Below are 20867 nucleotides of genomic sequence, written 5' to 3' on the forward strand. Positions count from 1 at the left end.
GCGCAACGCCCTGAAGGCAATGTCCAGCGTTCTGATGGTCATCTCGGCGACGGCTGCCAACGCGTCGAGTCTGGCGAGTCTCGCCAGCGACGCGCTCGCTCACGATGCCGCGTTCAAAAGTGCCGAGGCGGCCTGGCGGGCGGGCATCGAAAAAGCGCCCCAGGGGCGAGCGGGGCTGCTGCCGCAAGTTGGCATCCAGCAGGTTCTCTATCGCAATGGCATCAGGATTCCAGGGCAGACTATCCCCGGCTATTCGACCAACGGCTTCACCCTCACGTTGAATCAACCGCTCTTCAACTGGGCTGCGTGGGAAAACTGGCAGCAAGGCCAGCTCCTCGCGATGGATGCCGATCTTGCGTTGGCACAAGCGAAACAGGACTTGCTGCTTCGCGTTGCCCAAGCCTATCTGGCCGCGCTGAATGCGCAGGACGACTTCGCGCTCGCCATCGGCCACCGCAAGGCCGTCGCGGAGCAACTGGCGCTCGCGAAGCGCCGCTTCGCGCTGGGCGATGCGACCATCGTGGATACCAACGAGGCACGGGCCAGCTTCGATGCCGCGCGGGCCGATGAAGTCGCCGCGCAAACGCAACGCGATACCCGCTACGCGGCGCTCGAGAAGATGGTCGGCCATCCTGTCGACAGGGTAGATGGATGGCGCGACGACGCGCGTCTGCCACCCGTGTCGCCCGCGGACCTGCAACCGTGGATGGACACGGCCGCCACCGCGGATTACGAGGTGCGTCGAAAATTGATCGCGATCCAGCTCGCCAGCCGGGAGCGAAACAAGGCACGCGCCGGCGACTATCCCACCGTTGCATTGGTCGGCAACGCCAGCAACGGCAACGCGGCGTATATCAACGGACAGACGAACTTCTACACGGGCGCGAGCCGGGGCAGCTCCGGCTACATCGGCATCCAGATCTCGTTGCCGCTGACCGACGGCCTGATGACCCGCAGCAAGATCCGCGAAGCGCTCGCGCTGGAAGACAAGGCTCGCGACGATCTCGACGACGCGCAACGCAGCGCCCGACTGACGGCTCACGACGCTTATCTGGGCGTCACGCGAGGTTTGGCGCAAAGCAACGCGCTGGCGAGCGCGGTGCGGTCCGCCACGGTCGCATGGCGCTCGAATCAAACCGGCTACCGGGTCGGCGTTCGCGTGAACGCCGACGTGCTCGACGCGGGAGACAAACGCTACCGCGCACAGCGCGATCTGGCGCGCGCCCGTGCGGAAACGCTCGCCCAAGCGCTGAAGCTGAAAGCGAGTACCGCCGATCTGAGCGAGGCCGACTTTGCCGCCCTCGACGCACTGCTGATCGAGCCCACGCCCGTTGGTGCACGGAGCCTCGGCGCATCGGGAGCGCATTGATGCATCAACTCGTCAAACGCCATCTGCTGATCGCAGCCGCATTCGGTATCGCGTCGAATCTGTTGCTGCTGACGCCGACCCTCTATCTGCTCCAGGTGTATGACCGCGTGCTGCCGAGCCAGAGCATTCAAACGCTGCTGATGCTGATGGCCTTCATGGCGATCGCACTCGGGATGAACCTGGGTGTCGATCTCGCCCGCAGCCGGATCTTGTCGGACCTGGGCGTGCAGATCGGCAACCGGCTTGAATCACTCGCGTTGCAGGCGCAAATTTCCGCGCACGCTCATCGGCAGCCTTCACGCGCCATCGCGAGCCAGGGCGATATCAATACGCTGCGGGCGTTTCTCGCGGGGTCCGGTGTCATCGCGTTTTTCGATGCGCCGTGGCTGGTGGTCTACGTGGTCGTCATCGGCCTGTTTCACTGGTCGCTGGCGCTGATTGCGGTGATCAGCGCGCTGTTGTTGATCGGCGTCGCGCTGGTCAACGACCGGCTCACGCGCAAGGGCATCGCGTCTTATCTCGCGCGGCAGCGGGAGACGGATTCGTTTTACCAACAGCTCATTCGCAATGCCGAAGTCATGACCGTGCTGGGCATGGCGGATAACCTGGTGGGCGCCTGGGATGCGCGCAAGCGCGACTACATCGCCGCGCAGCGCGACGTGTCGGATCGCAGCGCGTTCTACCGCGACCTGACCAAAGGGCTGCGGCAGGCGATTCAGGTGATCACGATGGCTGCCGGCGCGTGGCTCGTGATTGCGGGCCATGCGACACCGGGCGTGATGCTCGCCACGACCATCCTGCTTGGCAAGGCGCTGGCGCCGATCGAACAATTGATCGGCAACTGGAAGCAGGCCGGCGAACTGCGTGAGGCGTGGCCTCGTCTGGAGGCGCTGCTCGCCGCTCAGGCCGAGGTGGAACCGATCGCGCTGCCTCCACCGACGGGGGAAATCCGGGTCGAACAGATCGCGTTCAGCGTGCCGTCGCGAACGCCGGGCCTGGGAAGGCTGTTGCTGCGCGGCATCCATTTCACGCTGGCTGCGGGCCAGACCTTGGTGATCACCGGGCCCAGCGCGTCCGGCAAGTCGACCTTGCTGCGAGTCATCGCCGGGCTCTGGCTCCCGCAGGCGGGTGCGGTGCGGCTCGACGGCGCCGACGTGGCGCAGTGGCCTCGATCTTCCTTGGGCCGGTATCTCGGGTATGTGCCGCAAGACGTCGAACTGTTCGCGGGCACCGTCGCGGAAAACATCGCGCGAACCGCCAAGCCTCTTCCGCTCGATTCGGCCGCGATCGTACGGGCTGCGCAGCGGGCGGAGGTCCACGACATGATCTTGAATCTCCCCGACGGTTACGAGACGCCGATCGGCGACGCCGGGGAACGGTTGTCCGGCGGACAACGTCAGCGCATCGCCCTCGCGCGCGCCTTGTACGGGGAGCCCGCCGTGCTGCTGCTGGATGAACCCAACGCGAGCCTGGACATGCAGGGCGAAGCCGCGCTCGAGCGCGTGCTGCGCCGGCTGAAGACCGACGGGATGACCCTCATCGCGGTGACCCTCATCGCGGTGACCCACCGGCCGTCGCTGCTCGCGCTGGCCGACCGAATCCTGCGGCTCAAGGATGGGCAAATGGAACAGGTCGACAGCGGTTCGTACCCGGGGACCGGCCAGACCGACGACGCCAGCGGCGTGCCGCCCGATATCGATCTTGCTGCGATGCGGGCGAGCCGATCCACGCTGCAGGCGGTCCAGGTACCGACGCTTGAATCGACGACGGAAGGCAAGCGATGAGAACGTTCGTGTTTTTGCATCGCGTAAGCGAAGCCCTGAAGCGCTGGTGGCCTGATTCCGGCGTATCCGACGAACGCGTGCTGCCGCTGCCGCTGCCGCGCTGCCTGATCGGCTTGGGTGTTGCTGGTGTCGTCGTGGGCTTGGGTTTGATGTGGGGGTGGGCCGCGCTCGCGCCGCTTTCCGGTGCCGTCGTCGCGGAAGGCTCGGTGCGCACCGAAGGCGAACGCAAGACGGTGCAGCACCTGGAAGGCGGGATCGTGAAGCAAATCCTGGTCCGCGATGGCGACCGCGTGACGGCCGGCCAGGTGCTGATTGTGCTGGACAACGTCGGCCCGGCGGCCGAACTGTCCGCGTTGCAGGCGCAATCCGATGCGGAACAGGCGAAGATCGCGCGGCTGTCGGCCGAGCGCGAACTGAACGATACCGTGACGTTTCCGGCTGCGCTCGAAAGCCAGCGCAACGATTCGCGCATCGCCGAATTGCTGGCGCGCGAATCCTCGCTTTTCATCGCGCGCCGGCGTGCGTTCGTCGACCAGAGCGCGATGCTGCGCACCGAGCTGGCTCAGACCCGCCAGGAAATCGCCATCAGTTCGCAACTGATCCAGACGATGAACCGCAGTTACGACATGGCGCGCCAGCAGCGGAAGACCAACGAAACCTTGCAGCGGGAGGGGTTCGTCGCTCAAACGAAGGTGCTCGACTTGCAGCGGACCGAGGCCGACGCACTCTCGCGCGTCCAGTCCGGCGCCGCCGATCTGAGCCGCGCGAAACAGCGGCAGACCGATCTCGAACTTCGCATTGCCGGGCTGCGTCACGACTACGTGAAGGCGGCCGACGACGAATTCAAGGACGCTACCGCGCGCGCGGTCCAGATCGGCGAGCGGCTTTTGCCGGCCCGCGATCAGTCGGACCGAACCCGCGTGAGCGCGCCGGTCGCGGGGGTGATTGTCGGCCTGAAGGTGCACACGATCGGCGCGGTGGTCGCGCCTCGGGAACCGATTGTCGATGTCGTGCCCGACGGCGCGCCGCTGATCGTGGAAGCGAACATCCGGCCGGACGATGTACGCGAGATTGCGCCAGGAAGCCATGCGGACGTTCGCTTGACGGCCTACAACTCGCGCACCACGCCGATGCTCGACGGCAAGGTTACCTACATTTCCGCGGACGCCCTGACCGACAGCGACAAGCGCACGCGTTTCTACGTGGTGCGGGTGGAGGTGCCGGCGCAAGCACTGGCGAAGGCCAACCGGCTTGCCAAAGAACCGATCGCACTTGGGCCTGGGCTTCGGACCGAGGTGTATATCCGCACGCATGCGCGTTCGGCTTTCGATTATCTGCTTGAGCCGGTGAGGGATGGGATTCGTAAATCGATGCGGGATTAACTTGGCGACCCAATGCCGGGACGTGGATTTCGTATTTGCAGGATGGCGATCGGAACTAAATCGATTTTAAAGCTGGTTGCCATGCATTCGGGAGGTTGGATCAACGTTCCAACCCGGTTGTTAAACGCTGTTTTCGTGAGGAGCAATACCGATGAAAGCCATGACAGTAGCCGCAGTGGCGACCGCCACCGTGGCAAGCAACATAAGTTACGCGCAGCCGGCGCCCGTGTTCCACATGCCGACCGCGTTGCCGGGGAGTTTGCGTTATTTTCAACCGGAAGATGCGCCACAGATGAAGCCAGCATTGACGAGTCATTTGAATTCCGCGCAGCAAACGAGCCCACCGGAAAACCAGTCTATTTCTTCGAAACGCGGAAAAGGGGTGGCGCGGATGATATCCAAGCCGAAGACTCCCATTGAATTTGTTCGGAATTTTAAGGTCATTTTTGACAATGATCTCCTGTTGCAAGATGCGTTCTACGTCGAGGTAAATTTAAAAGATATTTTTAATCTAGAGAGCTTGAAAGTTAGTAACAGAATCGATGGCTCTGGGAAAAGTATCTCGATAGTTGGGCGCGTATCCGAAGAAATTTTCCCGAGAATAAAAGCATCCGAATTTTTCGGTGGATCGACTTCAGGGGCGGATTTTGTTGGTGGAAGGACTGACCAATTAGAGTCAATCAGAGGTGGTTTGAACTTTGGAATGTACGAAGGCGGCCCGGATTTTTATGCTGCGATGAAAATATTTGGAAAAAGATTTTTTCTTGTTCCGCCTCAGCCATCTCCGCATGGCGGCCCCAGCGCAGCGACGGCCTCTCATGGAAACGAAACGTGGAAGTTTGAGCAGGTAGACGAGCGAACGAATAGGGCAATTACCATTGGTTTTAATCCCGCTGGAAGTCTTTCCAGTTTTCTTATTCAAGTCAAAAAAAATAAAAAATAAGGGGATGAAAATGGCGGTGATTATCGAAACAGAAGCACTTGACAAGCTATTCGAAGTTTTTGAACGAAAAACTTTGGCATATAATTCAATTATTGCTGCGGCAGAGAAATCCCCATTTCTGGCCCGCGAACTGAATGCCTTTGGTCGTGATCGGGACTGGAGTTTCGTAAAGGGGAGGGCAAATAAGGGAATATATTCCGATTTGTCAAATAAAACAATTGCGGCGCGGATCGGTGCCTTCTTGCAGCAGCGGCGCGACGTCTCATCCGCACGCATGCGCGTTCAGCCTTCGATTATCTGCTTGAGCCGGTCGAGGACGGGATTTGTAAATCGATACGGGATTAACTTGGCGACGCAATGCCGGGACATGGATTTCGTATTTGCAGGATGGCGATCGGGACTAAATCGATTTTAAAGCTGGTTGCTATGCATTCAGGAGGTTGGACCAACGTTCCAACCCGGTTGTTAAACGCTGTTTTCGTGAGGAGCAATACCGATGAAAGCCATGACAGTAGCCGCAGTGGCGACCGCCACCGTGGCAAGCAACATAAGTTACGCGCAGCCGGCGCCCGTGTTCCACATGCCGACCGCATTGCCGGGGAGTTTGAGTTATTTGCAACCGGAAGATGCGCCACAGATGAAGCCTGCATTGACGAGTCATTTGAATTCTGCACAGCAGTCGGATGCTTCGGCCAAGCAATCCATTTTCCCACAGGGAGAAAAAAAGATGACGAAGATGATTTCCAGACCGAAAACACCCATCGAGTTTGCTCAGAACCTAAAGACCATTTTTGACGACGATCTTCTGCTGCAGGATGCGTTCTATATCGACGCCAATCTCAAAGATGTTTTTAATCTCGATGATGTCAGTATATTTGATAAGGATAACGCCGAAAATCGGAGAATTTCGATTATTGCAAGCGTGCCTGGATCTGTAATTCCGCTGAGAAAAATTTCTGAAGATGTTGGAGGATTGATTCCCGGCGCCGAATTTGTGGGTGGAAGAACGATTCATCGATCTGGCGCCGTTACGGCAGTCTTAAATTTTGGGATGTATAAAGGCGGCCCTGACTTTGATACAAGCGAGCGGATATTCGCGAAGAGATTTTTTCGTGTGCCTCCGCGGCCATCTCCACACGGCGGCCCAGGTGCAGCTACTGCACCTCACGGGAACGAAACGTGGCGACACCAGCAGATAAATGGCCAACTCGAGAAAGAAATTACCGTCGGATTTAATTCGGCTGGCGAACTTTGTCGTGTCCTCATTGAATTTAAGAATAATTAAAAGCAGGAGTCGTCAAAGTGGCAACCGTCCTTAATGAAAAGGTGCTTAAAAAGCTGATCAAAGGTTTCGGCTTGAATTCCGAAAAGTATGACGCGATTATTGCGGCTTCGGAAAAATCCTCATTTTTGGCTGATGAACTGAATGCCTTCGGCGATTTTGAAGGCTGGAGTTTAGTAACTGGAGAGAAAGGTAAGGGAGTCTACACTGATCCCTCGCACAAGATTATCGCCTTCGATCCTTCGTGGAGCGAAGCGCCAAGCGTTTTCGTGACCACGCTGGCACACGAACTCGGGCATTTGATGCTGCCTGGAGGTATGGGCGGTTCTTTGGAACAGAACCCCGATCAGGCCGTCAAAAATGGTTTGACCAATGAAGGGGTGGCACTGCTTTCCGAATACATCGTTGCTTTTCAGTTGGGGTTGACCGGTGGCGCGGCCGGCCACATGCATTCTGACCGGTTCGACAGTCTACTGACGCTGCAACTGAATAAACTGGCGCAGTCTGCCGGCATCGACGTTAAAAATGTAACGTGGGGGTCTTCTGCCGCTCAGGCGCTCGTTGGTCCCGATACGGCGCTGGTCGATGCTGCAGGGAAATACTATGGCGCGCTCTCGCCGTCCATCGCCAAAAATCTGACCTACGCCGAATATTATGCGGAATGGTGGATTCTCCACCATTCCGGCATGGACGCGAATCTCGTCGACTGGCAGAAGGTCCAGGGCGACATGATCACGTACACCAACTCCACGGTTGATGGCCAGCCGGTATTCACGATTGATACAAAAGCCATTCCGCTGTTGAACGGCGGATGGGTCATGGTAAATGGCGAGCTTTCGTTGAAAGGCACAGTGACGACGTCCCTGTTCGATCCCAACGGTCAAATCCAGGAGCAAGCAAAATTCGATCACACCGGGTTCAAACTCCAGGACGTATTTTTTGGAGCCGATGGCAAGGAAACCCAGCGCTACGATTTCCGGCCTGACAATAGCCACACGAAGTACGACTTCAGCCCCGATGGCTCGCAGACTGCGACGCTGTACGGCGTGAATGGCAAGATCAACGAATACGCGAAGTTCAACGCCGCAGGCTTTAAGACGCTGGATACCTTCTATGGCGCCGACGGCAAGGCCACGCAACAATACAACTTCAACCTCGACGCGAGCTATACGAAGTACGACTTTGCCACCGATGGTTCTCAGACAGCGACGCTGTACGGCCCGACCGGCCAGATGACCGAGTACGCGAAGTTCAATGCAAGCGGCTTCAAGACGTTCGATACCTTCTACGGCACGAATGGCAAGGCCACGCAGCAATACAACTTCAACCTCGACCACAGTTACACGAAGCACGACTTCGCCGCCGATGGCACTCAGACAGCAACGCTGTACGGCACGACCGGCCAGATAACCGAGTACGCGAAGTTCAATGCCAACGGTTTCAAGACGTTCGATACGTTCTACGGCGCGAACGGCAAGGCCGCGCAGCAATTCAGCTTCAACCTCGACAACAGCTACACGAAGTACGACTTCGCCATTGATGGCACCCAGACCGCGACGCTATACGGCACGACCGGCCAGATGACCGAATATGCGAAGTTCGATGCAAGCGGCGTCAAGACACTCGATACCTTCTACGGCACGGATGGCAAGGCCACGCAGCAGTACAACTTCAAACTCGATAACAGCTACACGAAGTACGACTTCGCCGCCGATGGCACCCAGACCGCGACGCTATACGGCACGACCGGCCAGATGACCGAGTATGCGAAGTTCAATGCCAGCGGCGTCAAGACGCTCGATACCTTCTACGGTGCCGACGGCAAGGCCACGCAGCAATACGACTTCAACCTCGACAACAGCTACACGAAGTACGATTTCGCTGCCGATGGCTCACAAACCGCGACGCTGTTCGGCGTCAATGGCCAGGTGACCGAACATGCGAAGTTCAATACCGCCGGTGTCAAGACGCAGGATATCTTCTTCGGCGCAGATGGAAAAGCGAACAAGCAAATTGACTTCAATGCTGACGGCAGCTACGCCTCTCACGTCTTCAATAGCGATGGCTCGCAATTTGGAGCGCTGTTTGGAACGAATGGGCAGATGACCGAATATGCGACCTTCAACACCAGCGGCTTCAAGACACGCGATATCTTTTACTCGAACGGAACGGCGACGAAACTGTACGACTTCGCGGTCGATAATAGCTTTATCGCACATACGTTCGACGGGGCGGAGGAAATGGTCGCGTTTTTTGGCGTCAATCATATCGTCTACGACTATTATCAATATTCGTCAGGAAAGCTGTTTGAGCGTGATTTCTTTGATGGCCTCGGGCGTCAGATCGAAGCTGATCGATTTAGCACGAGAACTGGCAGCCTTACGGGGTTCTCAAAATTCTCGTACAACAACGATGGTTCATATAACGCCAAGAATTATGATTCGTCCGGGTATCTGACAGCGAGTTCCAAATACACTGGCGACGGGCACTTGATCCAAAACAATGCCATCTACATTCCTGGCGGCAGCGGCTTCCCCGTTGCCCACGCAGGTTGGAGTTTCCAGATCTAATCCCGCTCAATGCGCTTGAAGAGGGCACGTCCCAGGCTGAACGCTGAGCTTTGTTGAACGTAGATCGGCCTACACCGGTAAATTGCCCCCGAGGCGAGGTGGTGAGCGGGAGGCGCGGTGCTTGTCGTCTGGCAGGCACCGCGCCCCGTTTCACATTCAACGCGTAAACGTATCCCCAAGCACCACGCCCTCACGACGCGGATCAGTCCCACCTTGCAGCAACGCCACGCCGTTCTGCTGAATCCGCAGCACGGTATTCACGCCGCTGGCCTGCGCAGACGTCGACACGGTGTGACCCAGCGCCTTCAGCCCCACGAGCAGCGCATCGTTCGCACCGCCGTTGCTGGTGTCGACGTTCGGATGCTCGCCGCCGACCGTGGTGGTGGGGCTGTTGCTCGCGCCGAAATCGATCAGCCCGGCCGACTGCTGCGCGTCGAGGCCCCAGTCGAGCGTGCCGACCAGCGTCTTGAGCACGTACTGCGGGATCGTGCCGCCGCCCGGCGAGCCGGTCGCCATCAGGAAATCCCCCTTCGAGCCGTCCGCCGCGACCTTGAACACGATGGTCGGCGCCATCGAGCTGCGCGGGCGCTTGCCCGGCTGCACGCGGTTCGCCACCAACGCGCCGCCGGTATCGGTTGGGCTGGCCGAGAAGTCGGTCAACTGGTTGTTGAGCAGGAAGCCGTGGGTCATGTGGAACGACCCCATGCTCGATTCGACCGTGGTGGTCGCGCTCAAGACGCTGCCGTCGCCGTCGACGATGGTGAACTGGTTGGTGCCGTGCTCGATCAACGTGGTGTCCACGCCGAGCGGGATCGCGCCGAGGTCGCCGGGCAGCGCGGTGCCCATGCTCTTGGCGGTGCTGATCAGGGCCGCGCGCTGCTTCAGGTACGGCTTGTTCAGCATCGTGTCGGCGCTGCCGCCGGGCAGCGGGATGAAATCGGTGTCGGCCACGTACTTGTCGCGGTCGGCGTAGGCGAGCCGCTCGGCTTCGGTGATCAGGTGCACGGCCTGCACGCCCGGTTTGCCGCCCTCGAGATCGAGCGCCGTCGGCCCCATCGATTTCAGGTCGAAGTTCTCGAGGATGCCGAGCGCCGAGGCCACCGCGATGCCGCCCGAGGACGGCGGCGGCATGCCGCATACCCAGTACGCGCCGCGATAGGTCGTGCAGATCGCGTCGCGGCGCTTGGCCTGATACGCGGCGAGGTCGGCCAGCGTGGTCTTGCCCGGGGTGATCTTCGAGCCGTCCGCGCCGGTGGTGGTGGCGATCTTCGCGACGATGTCCTGTGCGATCGCACCCGTGTAAAGCGCGTTCGCGCCGTTTTGCGACATCTGCGTCAGCGCATCGGCGTAGGCCGGGTTCTTCAGCACGGTGCCGAGCGCCTTCGGCGTGCCGTCGGCGTTCAGGAAGTAGGCGGCGGCCTCGGCGTCGCGCTTCAGGCTCGCGGTGTTGCCCGAGATCGCGGCGGCCAGCCGCCCGCCGATCGGGAAGCCGTTGGTGGCCAGCGAGATTGCATCGCCGAACAGGTCGCGCCATTGCAGCTTGCCGTGGTCGCGCTGCAGCAATTCGATCAGGCGCGGCACGCCGATCGTGCCGATCGAGCGGCCGCTGGCGCGCGCGCTCGGCACTGGGAGCGTCTGGTCGCTGGTGTCGTCCACGTAGCGCAGGTAGTTTTCGGTGGCGGCGGCCGGCGCGGTTTCGCGGCCGTCGTAGGCCTGCAGCGTCTTGGCGCGGCCGTCGTAGTAGAGCAGCACGCCGCCCGACCCGAGCCCCGTGGCTTCCGGCACCGTCAGCCCGAGCACGGCCTGCACGGCCACCGCCGCGTCGGCCGCCGAGCCGCCCTTGCGCAGCACCGCGCAGCCGGCCGCGCTTGCATAGGCGTTCGAGGTGGCGACCAGGTAGGTTTTCGCGACGATCGGCTTGAGCCCCTTGCGATAGCCCGAAGCCGGCTCCGGCAGCGACGGGTCGCCGGGCTGGTTCGAGCCGACCACCGAGGTCGAGCCGCTGCTGTCGATCGCGAGGCAGGTGGTGTCGGTGGAAGTGGTTTGAGACGGTGCCGGCGTGGCGGTTTCGGTGTCGCCGCCGCAGGCGCCCATCAACGCGGCGGCCAGCACGGCGGACACGTACGGCAGAAGTTTGGGAGGGGTCATCGGTTCGCGGTAAGAAATGTCGTTGGAATGGGCGCGCGCGTGCCGTGGCAATCTGCATCACGCGGGCATCGATCCTTACCGGAAATATTTCAATTGGCAATCGGGAAGTTTTCCGTATTCCAACGTGTGCTTACGGATACGACGCGATTTTTGCGACGGATTGGCCTGCCGCCGATAGATGAATGCGCGACACCGCACGGTGCGCGTTTTGGCCTCGCGTTAAACGATGTTGATCACTAAATATCGCGTGAATCCGGCAATGCAGTTTTGCAGGGCGGCCGCTCTATGCGTGCAGGGGCCTCTGCGATACTGCCCGGCGTGTCCTGCCCTCGGCCTGCTGTCGCAAGCCGCCAGGCCACGCGCCGCTTCCGAGACACCCCGCCGCGGCGCCGCTCGACGCGATACCAATACACCCCCGTTCGAATCTCGCCATGTCCACATCCCGAATCCACGCAGAATCCCTGCGCTCGCTGGTGCGCACCGCCGATGAAGCCGCCGCGCTGATCGCCCCGAACATGACCGTCGCCATGAGCGGCTTCACCGGTTCCGGCTACCCGAAGGCCGTGCCGACCGCGCTCGCCACGCGCATCTCGGCCGCGCACGCACGCGGCGAGGATTTCCGGATCAACGTGCTGACCGGCGCCTCCACCGCGCCCGAACTCGACGGCGCGCTGGCCAAGGCCGACGGCATCTCGATGCGCCTGCCGTATCAATCGGACCCGATCCTGCGCGAGAAGATCAACGCCGGCGAACTCGACTACCAGGACATCCACCTGAGCCATGTCGCCCAATACGCGTGGTTCGGCCTGTTCGGCGAACTCGACGTGGCCGTGGTGGAAGTGGCCGGCATTCGCGAGGACGGCCTGCTGATTCCGTCCGCTTCGGTCGGCAACAACAAGACCTGGCTCGATCAGGCCAAGAAGGTGATCCTCGAAGTCAATTCGCGCCAGCCGCTCGGCCTCGACGGCATGCACGATATCTATTACGGCACCGCGCTGCCGCCGAACCGCAAGCCGATTCCGCTGGTGTCGGCCGACGACCGCATCGGCGAGCCTTACCTGCGCTGCCCGGCCGAGAAGATCATCGCGATCGTGGAAACCGATGCACCCGACCGCAGCAACGCGTTCAACGCTCCGGACGACGCCTCGAAGCTGATCGCGAGCCACCTGATCGATTTCCTGCGCCACGAAATTGGCCGAGGCCGCCTGCCGGCCAACCTGCTGCCGCTGCAATCGGGCGTGGGCAACATCACGAACGCCGTGCTGGCCGGGCTGGGCGAGGGCGGCTTCACGAACCTGAGCGCCTACACCGAGGTCATTCAGGACGGCATGCTCGACCTGCTCGCGAACGGCACGCTGAGTTTCGCCTCGGCCACGGCGCTTTCGTTGAGCCCCGACGCCGTGAAGCGCTTCGCCGACGATATCGCGCTGTTCCGCTCGAAGATCCTGCTGCGCCCGCAGGAGATCAGCAATCACCCCGAACTCGTGCGCCGCCTCGGCTGCATCGCGATGAACGGGATGATCGAAGCCGATATCTACGGCAACGTGAATTCCACGCACGTGATGGGCACGAAGATCCAGAACGGCATTGGCGGTTCGGGCGACTTCGCGCGCAATGGCTATTTGTCCTGCTTCATGTCGGCCAGCACGGCCAAGGGCGGCACGATTTCGCGGATCGTGCCGATGGCCAGCCACGTGGACCACACCGAGCACGACGTGGGCGTGGTGGTGACCGAGCAGGGCCTGGCCGACGTGCGCGGGCTGTCGCCGCGCCAGCGCGCGCGCAAGATCATCGACACCTGCGCGCACCCGGATTTCCGCCCGATGCTGGCCGATTACTTCGAACGCGCGAGCCGCGAGAGCTTCGGCAAGCAGACGCCGCACTTGCTGGGCGAAGCGCTGTCGTGGCACGAGCGCTTCGTGCGCACGGGCACGATGAAGCCGTAAGGCTGGCAGACCACCGGCACACACCGGGCGAGCGGCGCAATGCCGTTCGCCAGCGGGCCGGCGCCATCGGCAAAAGGCCGCCGCGCAACCTGAAGGTTGCGGGCGGCCTTTGCGTTTATTCGCTGCCGGTTTCGAGCGCTTCGCCCGTTTCGCCTTCGGTGCGCTGCGCGCCGCGATACGCCGTGACGTGACGCGCGTGCCGGGCCGGCGCACCGATCACGAACGCGCGCCGCCGCAACGCGCCGCTGCCACGTGAGGCCGCGGCGGTGGCCGCCGAGATGCGCCAGCCGGCGCTCGGCTCAGCGGGCCGCATGATGGGCCAGATGCTGGCGGATCAGCGCCAGGTAGTGATCGCCGACCGAGTGATCGGTGGCGGCGCGGCGCGCGGGCCGCTGGATCGTGACCGGCGGGCGCAGGCCGAGATAACGGCACAGTGCCGATACGTAAGGCTTACGCGTGCGCCCGAGCTGGTGGAGCGCCCGTGCGACGCGTTCGTCGCCGGCCTGGCTGCGCAGCCACGCAAGGATCTGGCGATCGGTATCGTTGACGATTCGAACCCGATGTTCCATTGCTCACCTCGATACTGGTTATCAGTACAGTGCTGTAAATATATCCAGTATTTTGAGGCGACACAACCCGGAACAAACGGGGGCGGATGAAACTGGCCGAACGGCCGATCCCGCCCCCCGGCGAGCCGCCCGAGCGCCGCGCAAAGCCTTGCCGCGCGCGGCAAACCGCAGGTGCGGCAGCCTCGGGCGGTTGCCAAGTCGGGCGGCACCTAATATCATTCGCGCGTTGCAAATAAGAATCATTATCGCGATGAGGCGCCGGCAAGGCGGCAGTACGCCCGGCGGCGCGGCCGGCAAACGAGAGCGGTTCGCACCGGTCCGGCATCGCGGTAGGCTGTGCCGCAGGCCCGTTCGGCGGGCGTCGGCCGGCTCCTGTTCGCCGGCGTCGCCACCCACGCCGCGCCGGCGCGCATCACACACCCGAGGAACTACCGATGACTGGCGACAAGCGCGGCACCCCGCGCGAACATTACGGCGGCACCTTGCTGCAATTGCTTCGGCCGTACCTGCCGATCACGCTCGGCGCGACGCTGCTGGGCATCGCGGGCGGCCTTTGCACGGCCTGGCTGCTGTCGGTGATCAATGCCAGCCTGCATGCGCCGGGCGGCCTCGGCGAGAAAACCGCCGTTACCTTCGTTGCACTCTGCGTGATCACGCTGCTGTGCAACGGCATCGCCGGGATCGGCAACAGCGTGACGGGCCAGCGCATCATCGCCGCGCTGCGCAAGGACATTTCGGCGCGCATCGTGTGCGCGCCGGTGGCCGAGCTCGAACGCTACAAGACGCACCGCCTGCTTTCGACACTGAACAGCGACGTGGAAACCGTCAGCGCGATGACCTTCAGCTTCCCGAACGTCGCTGTCGCAGCGGCGGTGGCGGCGGGTTGCGTGGCCTACATGCTGGTGCTGTCGGTGCCGCTGTTCCTGATCGCGCTGGTGGCGATCGTGATCGGCGCGCTGATCAACCAGTACGCCAGCCTCAAGTGGGGGCAGTACTACCGGGGCGTACGCGGCGCGCAGGACGAGCTGCAGAAGCAATACCGCGCGATCACCGAGGGCGCGAAGGAACTGCGCATCAACCGCGACCGCCGCCAGCGCGTGTTCGGCACGCGCCTGGCCGGCGCGGCCGACGAGGTGGCCGAGTTGAAGATCAAGGCGATGCGGCTGTATTACGGCGCGAGCGCGTCGGTCACCACGCTGTTCTTCGTCGTGATCGGCGTGCTGCTGCTGTTGCAGCAGCGCCTGGGCGTGTCGCCGGAAGTGGTCAGCGGCTTCGTGATCGTGCTGCTCTACGTGCGCGGCCCGGTGGAAACGCTGGCAAGCAGCCTGCCGGCGTTGAGCCAGGCGCGCATCTCGTTTCAGCGCATCGCCGAACTGACGGCGCAATTCGCGAATCGCGAGGCGCGGCTGCTAGACGGCACGCCGCCCGCGCCGTTCGCCGACCTTCGCGAGATCGAACTGCGTCAGGCCGCGTGGGAATTTCCGCCGGTCGGCGGCCAGCCGCCGTTCCGGCTTGGGCCCATCGACCTGAAGATCGAACGCGGCGACATGGTGTTCGTGATCGGTGAAAACGGCAGCGGCAAGACCACGCTGATCAAGCTGCTGCTGGGGCTTTACGAAGCCGGGCAGGGCCAGTTGCTGCTGAACGGCGAGCCGGTGCCGGCCGAGCGCATGGATGCCTACCGCCAGCTCTATTCGGCGGTGTTCGCCGATTACCACCTGTTCGAGGATCTGGTGGTGCACGACGCGGCGTTGATCGCGCGCGCGCAGGCCTACCTGGAACAACTGGAGATCGCGCACAAAGTGAAGATCGAGGACGGCGTGTTCTCGACCATCGATCTGTCCACGGGCCAGCGCAAGCGGCTCGCGCTGGTGCATGCGATGCTCGAACAGCGCCCGGTGATGATGTTCGACGAATGGGCTGCCGACCAGGATCCGACGTTCCGCCGCGTGTTCTACACGGTGTTCCTGCCGGAGCTCAAGCGCCAGGGCAAGACGCTGATCGTGGTGTCGCACGACGATCGTTATTTCCACGTCGCCGATCGCGTGATCCGTATCGAGCGCGGCCAGATCATTCAATCGTCGAAGGGTTCGGAGTTCGTCTACGAGGATCGCGGCACGGCGGCCGAGCGCCTCGAAGGCGTGGCGGCCGTCGAGGGCAGCGTACGCACGCACTGAATAAAGAAACGGCCCGCCGGGGTGACCGGGCGGGCCGTTGCTTCGTGGTGCGAACCGGGCCGCACTCGTGGCTCCGGTCATCAGCCGACAACGATCAGATCGATGCGCGGCCGAGCCACTCGCGCACATGGTTCGCGCGCGACGGGCGCGGCGGCGGCGCATCCTGCGAGGCCGGCGTGCCGACCATCAGGAAGCCGAGCAGGCGGTCGGTCGGCTCGAAATCGAGCGCGAGCGGCAGCTTCGGATCGTAGGCGTCGTCGCCGGTGATCCAGAACGCGCCGTAGCCCAGTGCGTGGCAGGCGTTCAGCAGGTTCATGGTGGCGGCGCCCGTCGAGAGCAGCTGTTCGACTTCGGGAATGCCCGCGTCGCCGCGGATCGCCACGGCCACCGCGATGATCAGCGGCGCGGCCTGCGCGGCGTTGCCGCGTGCTTCGAGATCGGCCGGCGACAGTTGCGGCTCGCGGGCCGCGGCCAGGTCGATCAATACCTCGGCCAGCTCGATGCGCGCTTCGTCGCGGATCAGCGCGAAACGCCACGGACGCAATTGCGCATGGTCGGGCGCGCGCATCGCGGTGTCGAGGATCAGGTCGAGTTCGTCGCCGCGCGGCGCGGGCTCGGTCAGGCCGTAGTGCGATTGACGCGACAGCAGCGTGTCGATGAAGGCAAGGCCGGGGTTCGATGCGGTGGTGTTCATGCTGACTCCGTTGGGCAAGATCGCAACATGATGCGCAAGTGTTGCGATTTGCGCAAATGATTCTCATTCGCATTTTTGTCGGTTATTGTGACGAAGGTGTGCGTGGCGCCATGCGCCGGCCGTTTCAGTGCGGGCGGCCGCTCATCTCCGAACCTTCGACAATTTGCCTATGCCGACGCAGGTACTCGAACAATTGCAGGGAGCAGGCCTGCGCGCGACCTTGCCGCGCGTGAAGGTGCTGGAATTCTTCGCGGCGGCCCGCCCGCGCCATGTCAGCGCCGAGGATGTGTATCGGCATCTGCTGGCCGAGAAGATCGATATCGGGCTTGCCACGGTGTACCGCGTGCTGTCGCAGTTCGTCGAGGCCGGCATCCTGACGAGCGGCACGCTCGATTCGAATCGTCATGTCTACGAACTGAACGACGGCAAGCGGCACGACCACATCATCTGCCTGAGCTGCGGCCAGGTGGACGAGTTTTCGGACCCGCTGATCGATGGCCGCGAGAAGGCGGCGGCCGACGCGCTCGGCTATCTGCTGACCGGTCATCACCTCGTGCTGCACGGCTATTGCGCGCAGTGCCGGCCGAAGCCGAGGCCGGTGCTGGCGGGCGAGGCCGCGTGGGATGGTGCGGACGATCTCGACGCGGCTCGGCACGAGTGATACGGCACGGCCGCGACGGTTCGGCCGACAGGCGCGACGGATTACGGCCCGCCACGAGCAATACGGCACGGCCGGGACAGTGCAGCCGACAGGCACGCCGGATCGCGACCCGCCACGAGCAATACGGCACGGCTCGAGCGGTGCAGCCGACACGCCACCACGGATACGGCACAGCCAACGCCGCCAACCACGGCGCAGGCCGCGCGAATGCGACATCGTTGCGACCACAACGAAGCGCACGGCCTGCCCGCCGCGTCACCGTCGCGCCCCGCATGTCCGGCATGCCCGGCGCGGCACCACAACAATCGACGTCGATCGACGTGTTCCGAATCGGGGGTAGGGCGAAGTTGGCCGGTCCGGCGTGCCTTCACGGTGCGCCCGGGATCGACGGGATCGCGTTCGCATGCCGGCGCTTCGCAATCACATCACCGGCTCCGGGCCGCATGTCGCGCGGCGAGGGCGTTGCGCGGCGGCCGGCTCCGAGCATCAAGCAATGGATTGAACAGCATGGTTTTTTCAGTTTCGACGAAGTGGCGCGCAGCAGCCGGCCGATCCCGCCGGACATGGCGCGCAGGCATGGCAGCGCTTGCGGCGGCGGTCGGTCTTGCCGCTGCGCTGGGCCAGGCAGGGTGCGCCGCGCCAGGTTCGACCACGCCGCAGGCGGCCGCATCGACCGCATCGACCGCATCGACCGCATCGACCGCCCAGGCGGACAAGGACACGGTGCTGATCCGGCGCACGGCCGACGGCATTCCGCACATCGAGGCCGCCGACTGGCAGGCGCTCGGCTATGGATACGGCTACGCGCAGGCGAGCGACAACCTCTGCACGATGGCCGAGGCGTTCGTGACCTATCGCGGCGACCGCTCCCGGTATTTCGGCGCGAACGCCAAGCCGGCCACGCGCTCCACGCTCGGCGCGCCGAGCAATCTCGATTCCGATTTCTTCTTCCGGCTGGTCGATTCGGCCGGCACCATCGAGCGCTACCGCCACAGCCAGCCCGACGCGCTGCAACGGATGATTCGCGGCTTCGCGGCCGGCTACGACCGCTATCTCGACGAAGTGCGCGCGGGCGATGCGCCGGGCCGGCATCTGGCCTGCCGCAACGCGCCGTGGCTGTCGTCGATTACGGACGCCGACATCTACCGGCGCCTCTACGCGGCGAACCTGGCGGGCGGCGAGGCGCATTTCGTGTCGGCGATCGCGAGCGCGCATCCACCCTCGGCCGGCGCACCGCTGCGTGCGGACGGCGGCACGCGTGCCAACCCGGCCAGCCCCCCGGCCAACGCACATGCCGAGGCGGCCACGGCCAACCCGGCCAGCCACTCGCCCAGCGCGCATGCGGAGGCGGCCACGGCCAACCCGGCCAGTCGCCCGACGAACACGCATGCGGAGTCGGCCACCGCCGACCCGGCCAGCCCCTCGGCCAACGCGCATGCCGAGGCCGACACCGCCACCGCCAACTCGCTCGCCGCGCTCGATCCCGACGCGCTGCACGTCGGCGGCCATTACGGCATCGGCAGCAACGCGCTCGCGTTCGGCCACGACGCCACGGGCGGCGCGTCGATCCTGTTCGGCAATCCGCACTGGTTCTGGAGCGGTCCGGACCGCTTCTACCAAGCGCAACTGACGATTCCCGGCAAGCTGAACGTGGGCGGCGCGTCGTTCCTCGGCGTGCCGGTGATCATGATCGGCTACAACGACGAGATCGCCTGGACCCACACCGTGTCCGGCGCGCGGCGCTTCGGCCTGTTCCAGTTGAAGCTGGCCGCCGACGACCCGACTGCGTATTGGGTGGACGGCCGGCGCGAAACGATGCGCCGCGTGCCGCTGACGGTGCCGGTGCGCAACCCCGACGGCACGCTGGCCACCGTCGCGCGCACGCTCTACGCGACGCGTTACGGGCCGGTGGTGGATCTCTCCGGGTGGTCGCCGAAGCTGGCCTGGACGCACGCCCAGGCCTTCTCGATTCGCGACGCCAACAGCGGCAACGACCGCATCTTCCGCACCTTTCTCGATTTCGGCCGCGCGCGTTCGCTGCCCGATTTCATTGCCACGCAGAAGGCGTCCGCCGCGATGCCGTGGGTCAACACGCTGGCGATCGGCCGCCGCGATCCGCAAGTCTGGTTCGCCGATATCGGCAACGTGCCCGACGTGCCCGACGCGCTGGCCGACCGCTGCACGCCGCCGATCGGCAAGGCGGTGGACGCCAGGCTGCCCGGCGTGCCGTTCCTGGACGGTTCGCGCGGCGAATGCGATTGGCAGCGCAACGGTGCCTCGGCGCAGGCTGGGTCGCTGCCGGCAGCGCAGATGCCGGGCCTGCTGCGGCGCGATTTCGTCGCGAACATGAACAACAGCTACTGGCTCGCCAATCCTGCCGAGCCGCTGACGGGCTTTCCGCGCGTGATGGGCGCGGGCGTCGCACCGCTCGACATGCGCGCGCGACTCGGGCTGGCGCTGGCCGAGCGCACCGCACCGAGCGAAGAACTGCGGCCGGGTCAAGTGCGCACGCGGCTGACGGCAACCGACGTGCAACGCTTCACGCTCGACGGCGACACGCTCGGCGCCACGCTGTTCAAGCGGCCGGTGCTCGATCGCGTGTGCGCGAGCGGGCGCTTGCGTGTGGACCGCGATCCGCTGACGGGGCAGGTGTTCCATCCGGCGCGCATGGCCGACACGGCCGAGGCCTGCCGCACGCTGCGCGCCTGGAACGGCGTGGCCGACCGCGACGCGCGCGGCGTTTATCTATGGGATCAGTTCTGGGTGCGCGCCGAGAAGATCGATCCGGCCCGGCTGTACGCGAAGCCGTTCGACCCGGCCGATCCGCAGAACACGCCGGCCGACCTGCGCGCCGACGAACCGGCCGTCGCGCAGGCGTTCGGCGCGGCGATCCTGGCCGTGACCGATGCGGGCTACGCGCTCGACGCCAAGCGCGGCGAAACGCTCTACCTGACGCGCAACGGCGAGCCGGTGCCGTTGTACGGCGGCTGCGCGAGCGTCGGCTATTTCGCGTCGATCTGCGATTACGGCAAGCGCCGCGCGCGCGATCCGATCTCGGCCGACACGATCGGCGGCAACAGCTATCTGCAGGTGGTGACGTTCGGCGCGCATGGCGCGGAGGCCCATACGCTGCTCGCGCATTCGGAATCGGACGATCCGGCCTCGCCGCACTTCGCCGACGGCACGCGCCGCTACGCCGAGCGACGCTGGCTGCGCGTGCCGTTCGAGGCGGGGGAGATCGCGGCCGACCCGGCGTTGACGGTGACGCGGTTGGTGATGCCGAGCGAAGGCGATCACGGTACCGAGCGCGATGGGACGCGCGAAAGCCAGGACGGCCGATAG

Annotated in this window: 15 protein-coding genes; 11 read left to right on the top strand and 4 right to left on the bottom strand. The window is 63.7% G+C overall.

Annotation, left to right across the window (positions count from 1 at the left end; genetic code table 11):
• Window positions 1-19: 19 nt before the first annotated feature.
• The 7 genes from AB4850_RS06750 (at window position 20) to AB4850_RS06780 (ending at window position 9330) form a co-directional block, all read left to right on the top strand.
• Window positions 20-1369 (top strand): TolC family protein, encoded by a 1350-nt coding sequence (locus tag AB4850_RS06750; RefSeq protein ID WP_414441832.1) that lies wholly within the window; start codon window positions 20-22, stop codon window positions 1367-1369.
• Window positions 1369-3153, top strand: a complete 1785-nt coding sequence (locus AB4850_RS06755) for a type I secretion system permease/ATPase (RefSeq protein WP_414441833.1) — start codon at window positions 1369-1371, stop codon at window positions 3151-3153. The genes AB4850_RS06750 and AB4850_RS06755 overlap by 1 nt, the downstream gene beginning before the upstream one ends.
• The gene (locus tag AB4850_RS06760) at window positions 3150-4535 is read left to right on the top strand and encodes an HlyD family type I secretion periplasmic adaptor subunit (protein WP_414441834.1); all 1386 of its coding nucleotides are present in this window, start codon (window positions 3150-3152) and stop codon (window positions 4533-4535) included. The genes AB4850_RS06755 and AB4850_RS06760 overlap by 4 nt, the downstream gene beginning before the upstream one ends.
• A gap of 151 nt (window positions 4536-4686) precedes the next feature.
• Window positions 4687-5478 (top strand): hypothetical protein, encoded by a 792-nt coding sequence (locus AB4850_RS06765; RefSeq protein WP_414441835.1) that lies wholly within the window; start codon window positions 4687-4689, stop codon window positions 5476-5478.
• Between the two features lie 10 nt (window positions 5479-5488).
• Entirely contained in the window at window positions 5489-5893 is a 405-nt protein-coding gene (locus tag AB4850_RS06770) for a hypothetical protein (RefSeq protein ID WP_414441836.1), read from the top strand.
• An 81-nt stretch (window positions 5894-5974) separates the two neighbouring features.
• Window positions 5975-6763, top strand: a complete 789-nt coding sequence (locus AB4850_RS06775) for a hypothetical protein (protein ID WP_414441837.1) — start codon at window positions 5975-5977, stop codon at window positions 6761-6763.
• 17 nt (window positions 6764-6780) lie between these two features.
• Window positions 6781-9330 (top strand): hypothetical protein, encoded by a 2550-nt coding sequence (locus AB4850_RS06780; RefSeq protein WP_414441838.1) that lies wholly within the window; start codon window positions 6781-6783, stop codon window positions 9328-9330.
• Window positions 9331-9486: 156 nt separating this feature from the next.
• Here AB4850_RS06780 and AB4850_RS06785 read toward each other — a convergent pair whose 3' ends face one another.
• Complete coding sequence (locus AB4850_RS06785; protein WP_414441839.1) at window positions 9487-11478, bottom strand: gamma-glutamyltransferase family protein; 1992 nt, start codon at window positions 11476-11478, stop codon at window positions 9487-9489.
• 431 nt (window positions 11479-11909) lie between these two features.
• On the opposite strand from AB4850_RS06785, the gene AB4850_RS06790 reads away from it, so the two are divergent.
• On the top strand, window positions 11910-13424 hold the full coding sequence (locus AB4850_RS06790; RefSeq protein WP_414441840.1) for an acetyl-CoA hydrolase/transferase family protein: 1515 nt from the start codon (window positions 11910-11912) through the stop codon (window positions 13422-13424).
• Between the two features lie 115 nt (window positions 13425-13539).
• Here the strand turns inward: AB4850_RS06790 and AB4850_RS06795 are convergent, their stop codons facing one another.
• A complete protein-coding gene (locus AB4850_RS06795) occupies window positions 13540-13737 on the bottom strand; it encodes a hypothetical protein (RefSeq protein WP_414441841.1) in 198 nt (65 codons plus the stop codon).
• Complete coding sequence (locus AB4850_RS06800; RefSeq protein WP_414441842.1) at window positions 13724-13993, bottom strand: hypothetical protein; 270 nt, start codon at window positions 13991-13993, stop codon at window positions 13724-13726. Before AB4850_RS06800 ends, AB4850_RS06795 begins: the two co-directional genes overlap by 14 nt.
• A 434-nt stretch (window positions 13994-14427) precedes the next feature.
• Here AB4850_RS06800 and AB4850_RS06805 point away from each other — a divergent pair, with 434 nt between their 5' ends.
• Window positions 14428-16170, top strand: coding sequence for a cyclic peptide export ABC transporter (locus AB4850_RS06805; RefSeq protein ID WP_414441843.1), 1743 nt, complete (start codon window positions 14428-14430; stop codon window positions 16168-16170).
• A 94-nt stretch (window positions 16171-16264) separates the two neighbouring features.
• On the opposite strand, the gene AB4850_RS06810 is transcribed toward AB4850_RS06805, so the two are convergent.
• On the bottom strand, window positions 16265-16864 hold the full coding sequence (locus AB4850_RS06810) for a nitroreductase (RefSeq protein ID WP_414441844.1): 600 nt from the start codon (window positions 16862-16864) through the stop codon (window positions 16265-16267).
• Between the two features lie 169 nt (window positions 16865-17033).
• Between AB4850_RS06810 and AB4850_RS06815 the strand changes: the two genes are divergently transcribed.
• Together AB4850_RS06815 and AB4850_RS06820 are read left to right on the top strand one after the other, a co-directional pair.
• A complete protein-coding gene (locus AB4850_RS06815; protein ID WP_414441845.1) occupies window positions 17034-17525 on the top strand; it encodes a Fur family transcriptional regulator in 492 nt (163 codons plus the stop codon).
• Between the two features lie 576 nt (window positions 17526-18101).
• Entirely contained in the window at window positions 18102-20867 is a 2766-nt protein-coding gene (locus AB4850_RS06820) for a penicillin acylase family protein (RefSeq protein WP_414441846.1), read from the top strand.

The organism is Burkholderia sp. 22PA0106, from assembly GCF_047497155.1.
GTDB lineage: Bacteria > Pseudomonadota > Gammaproteobacteria > Burkholderiales > Burkholderiaceae > Burkholderia.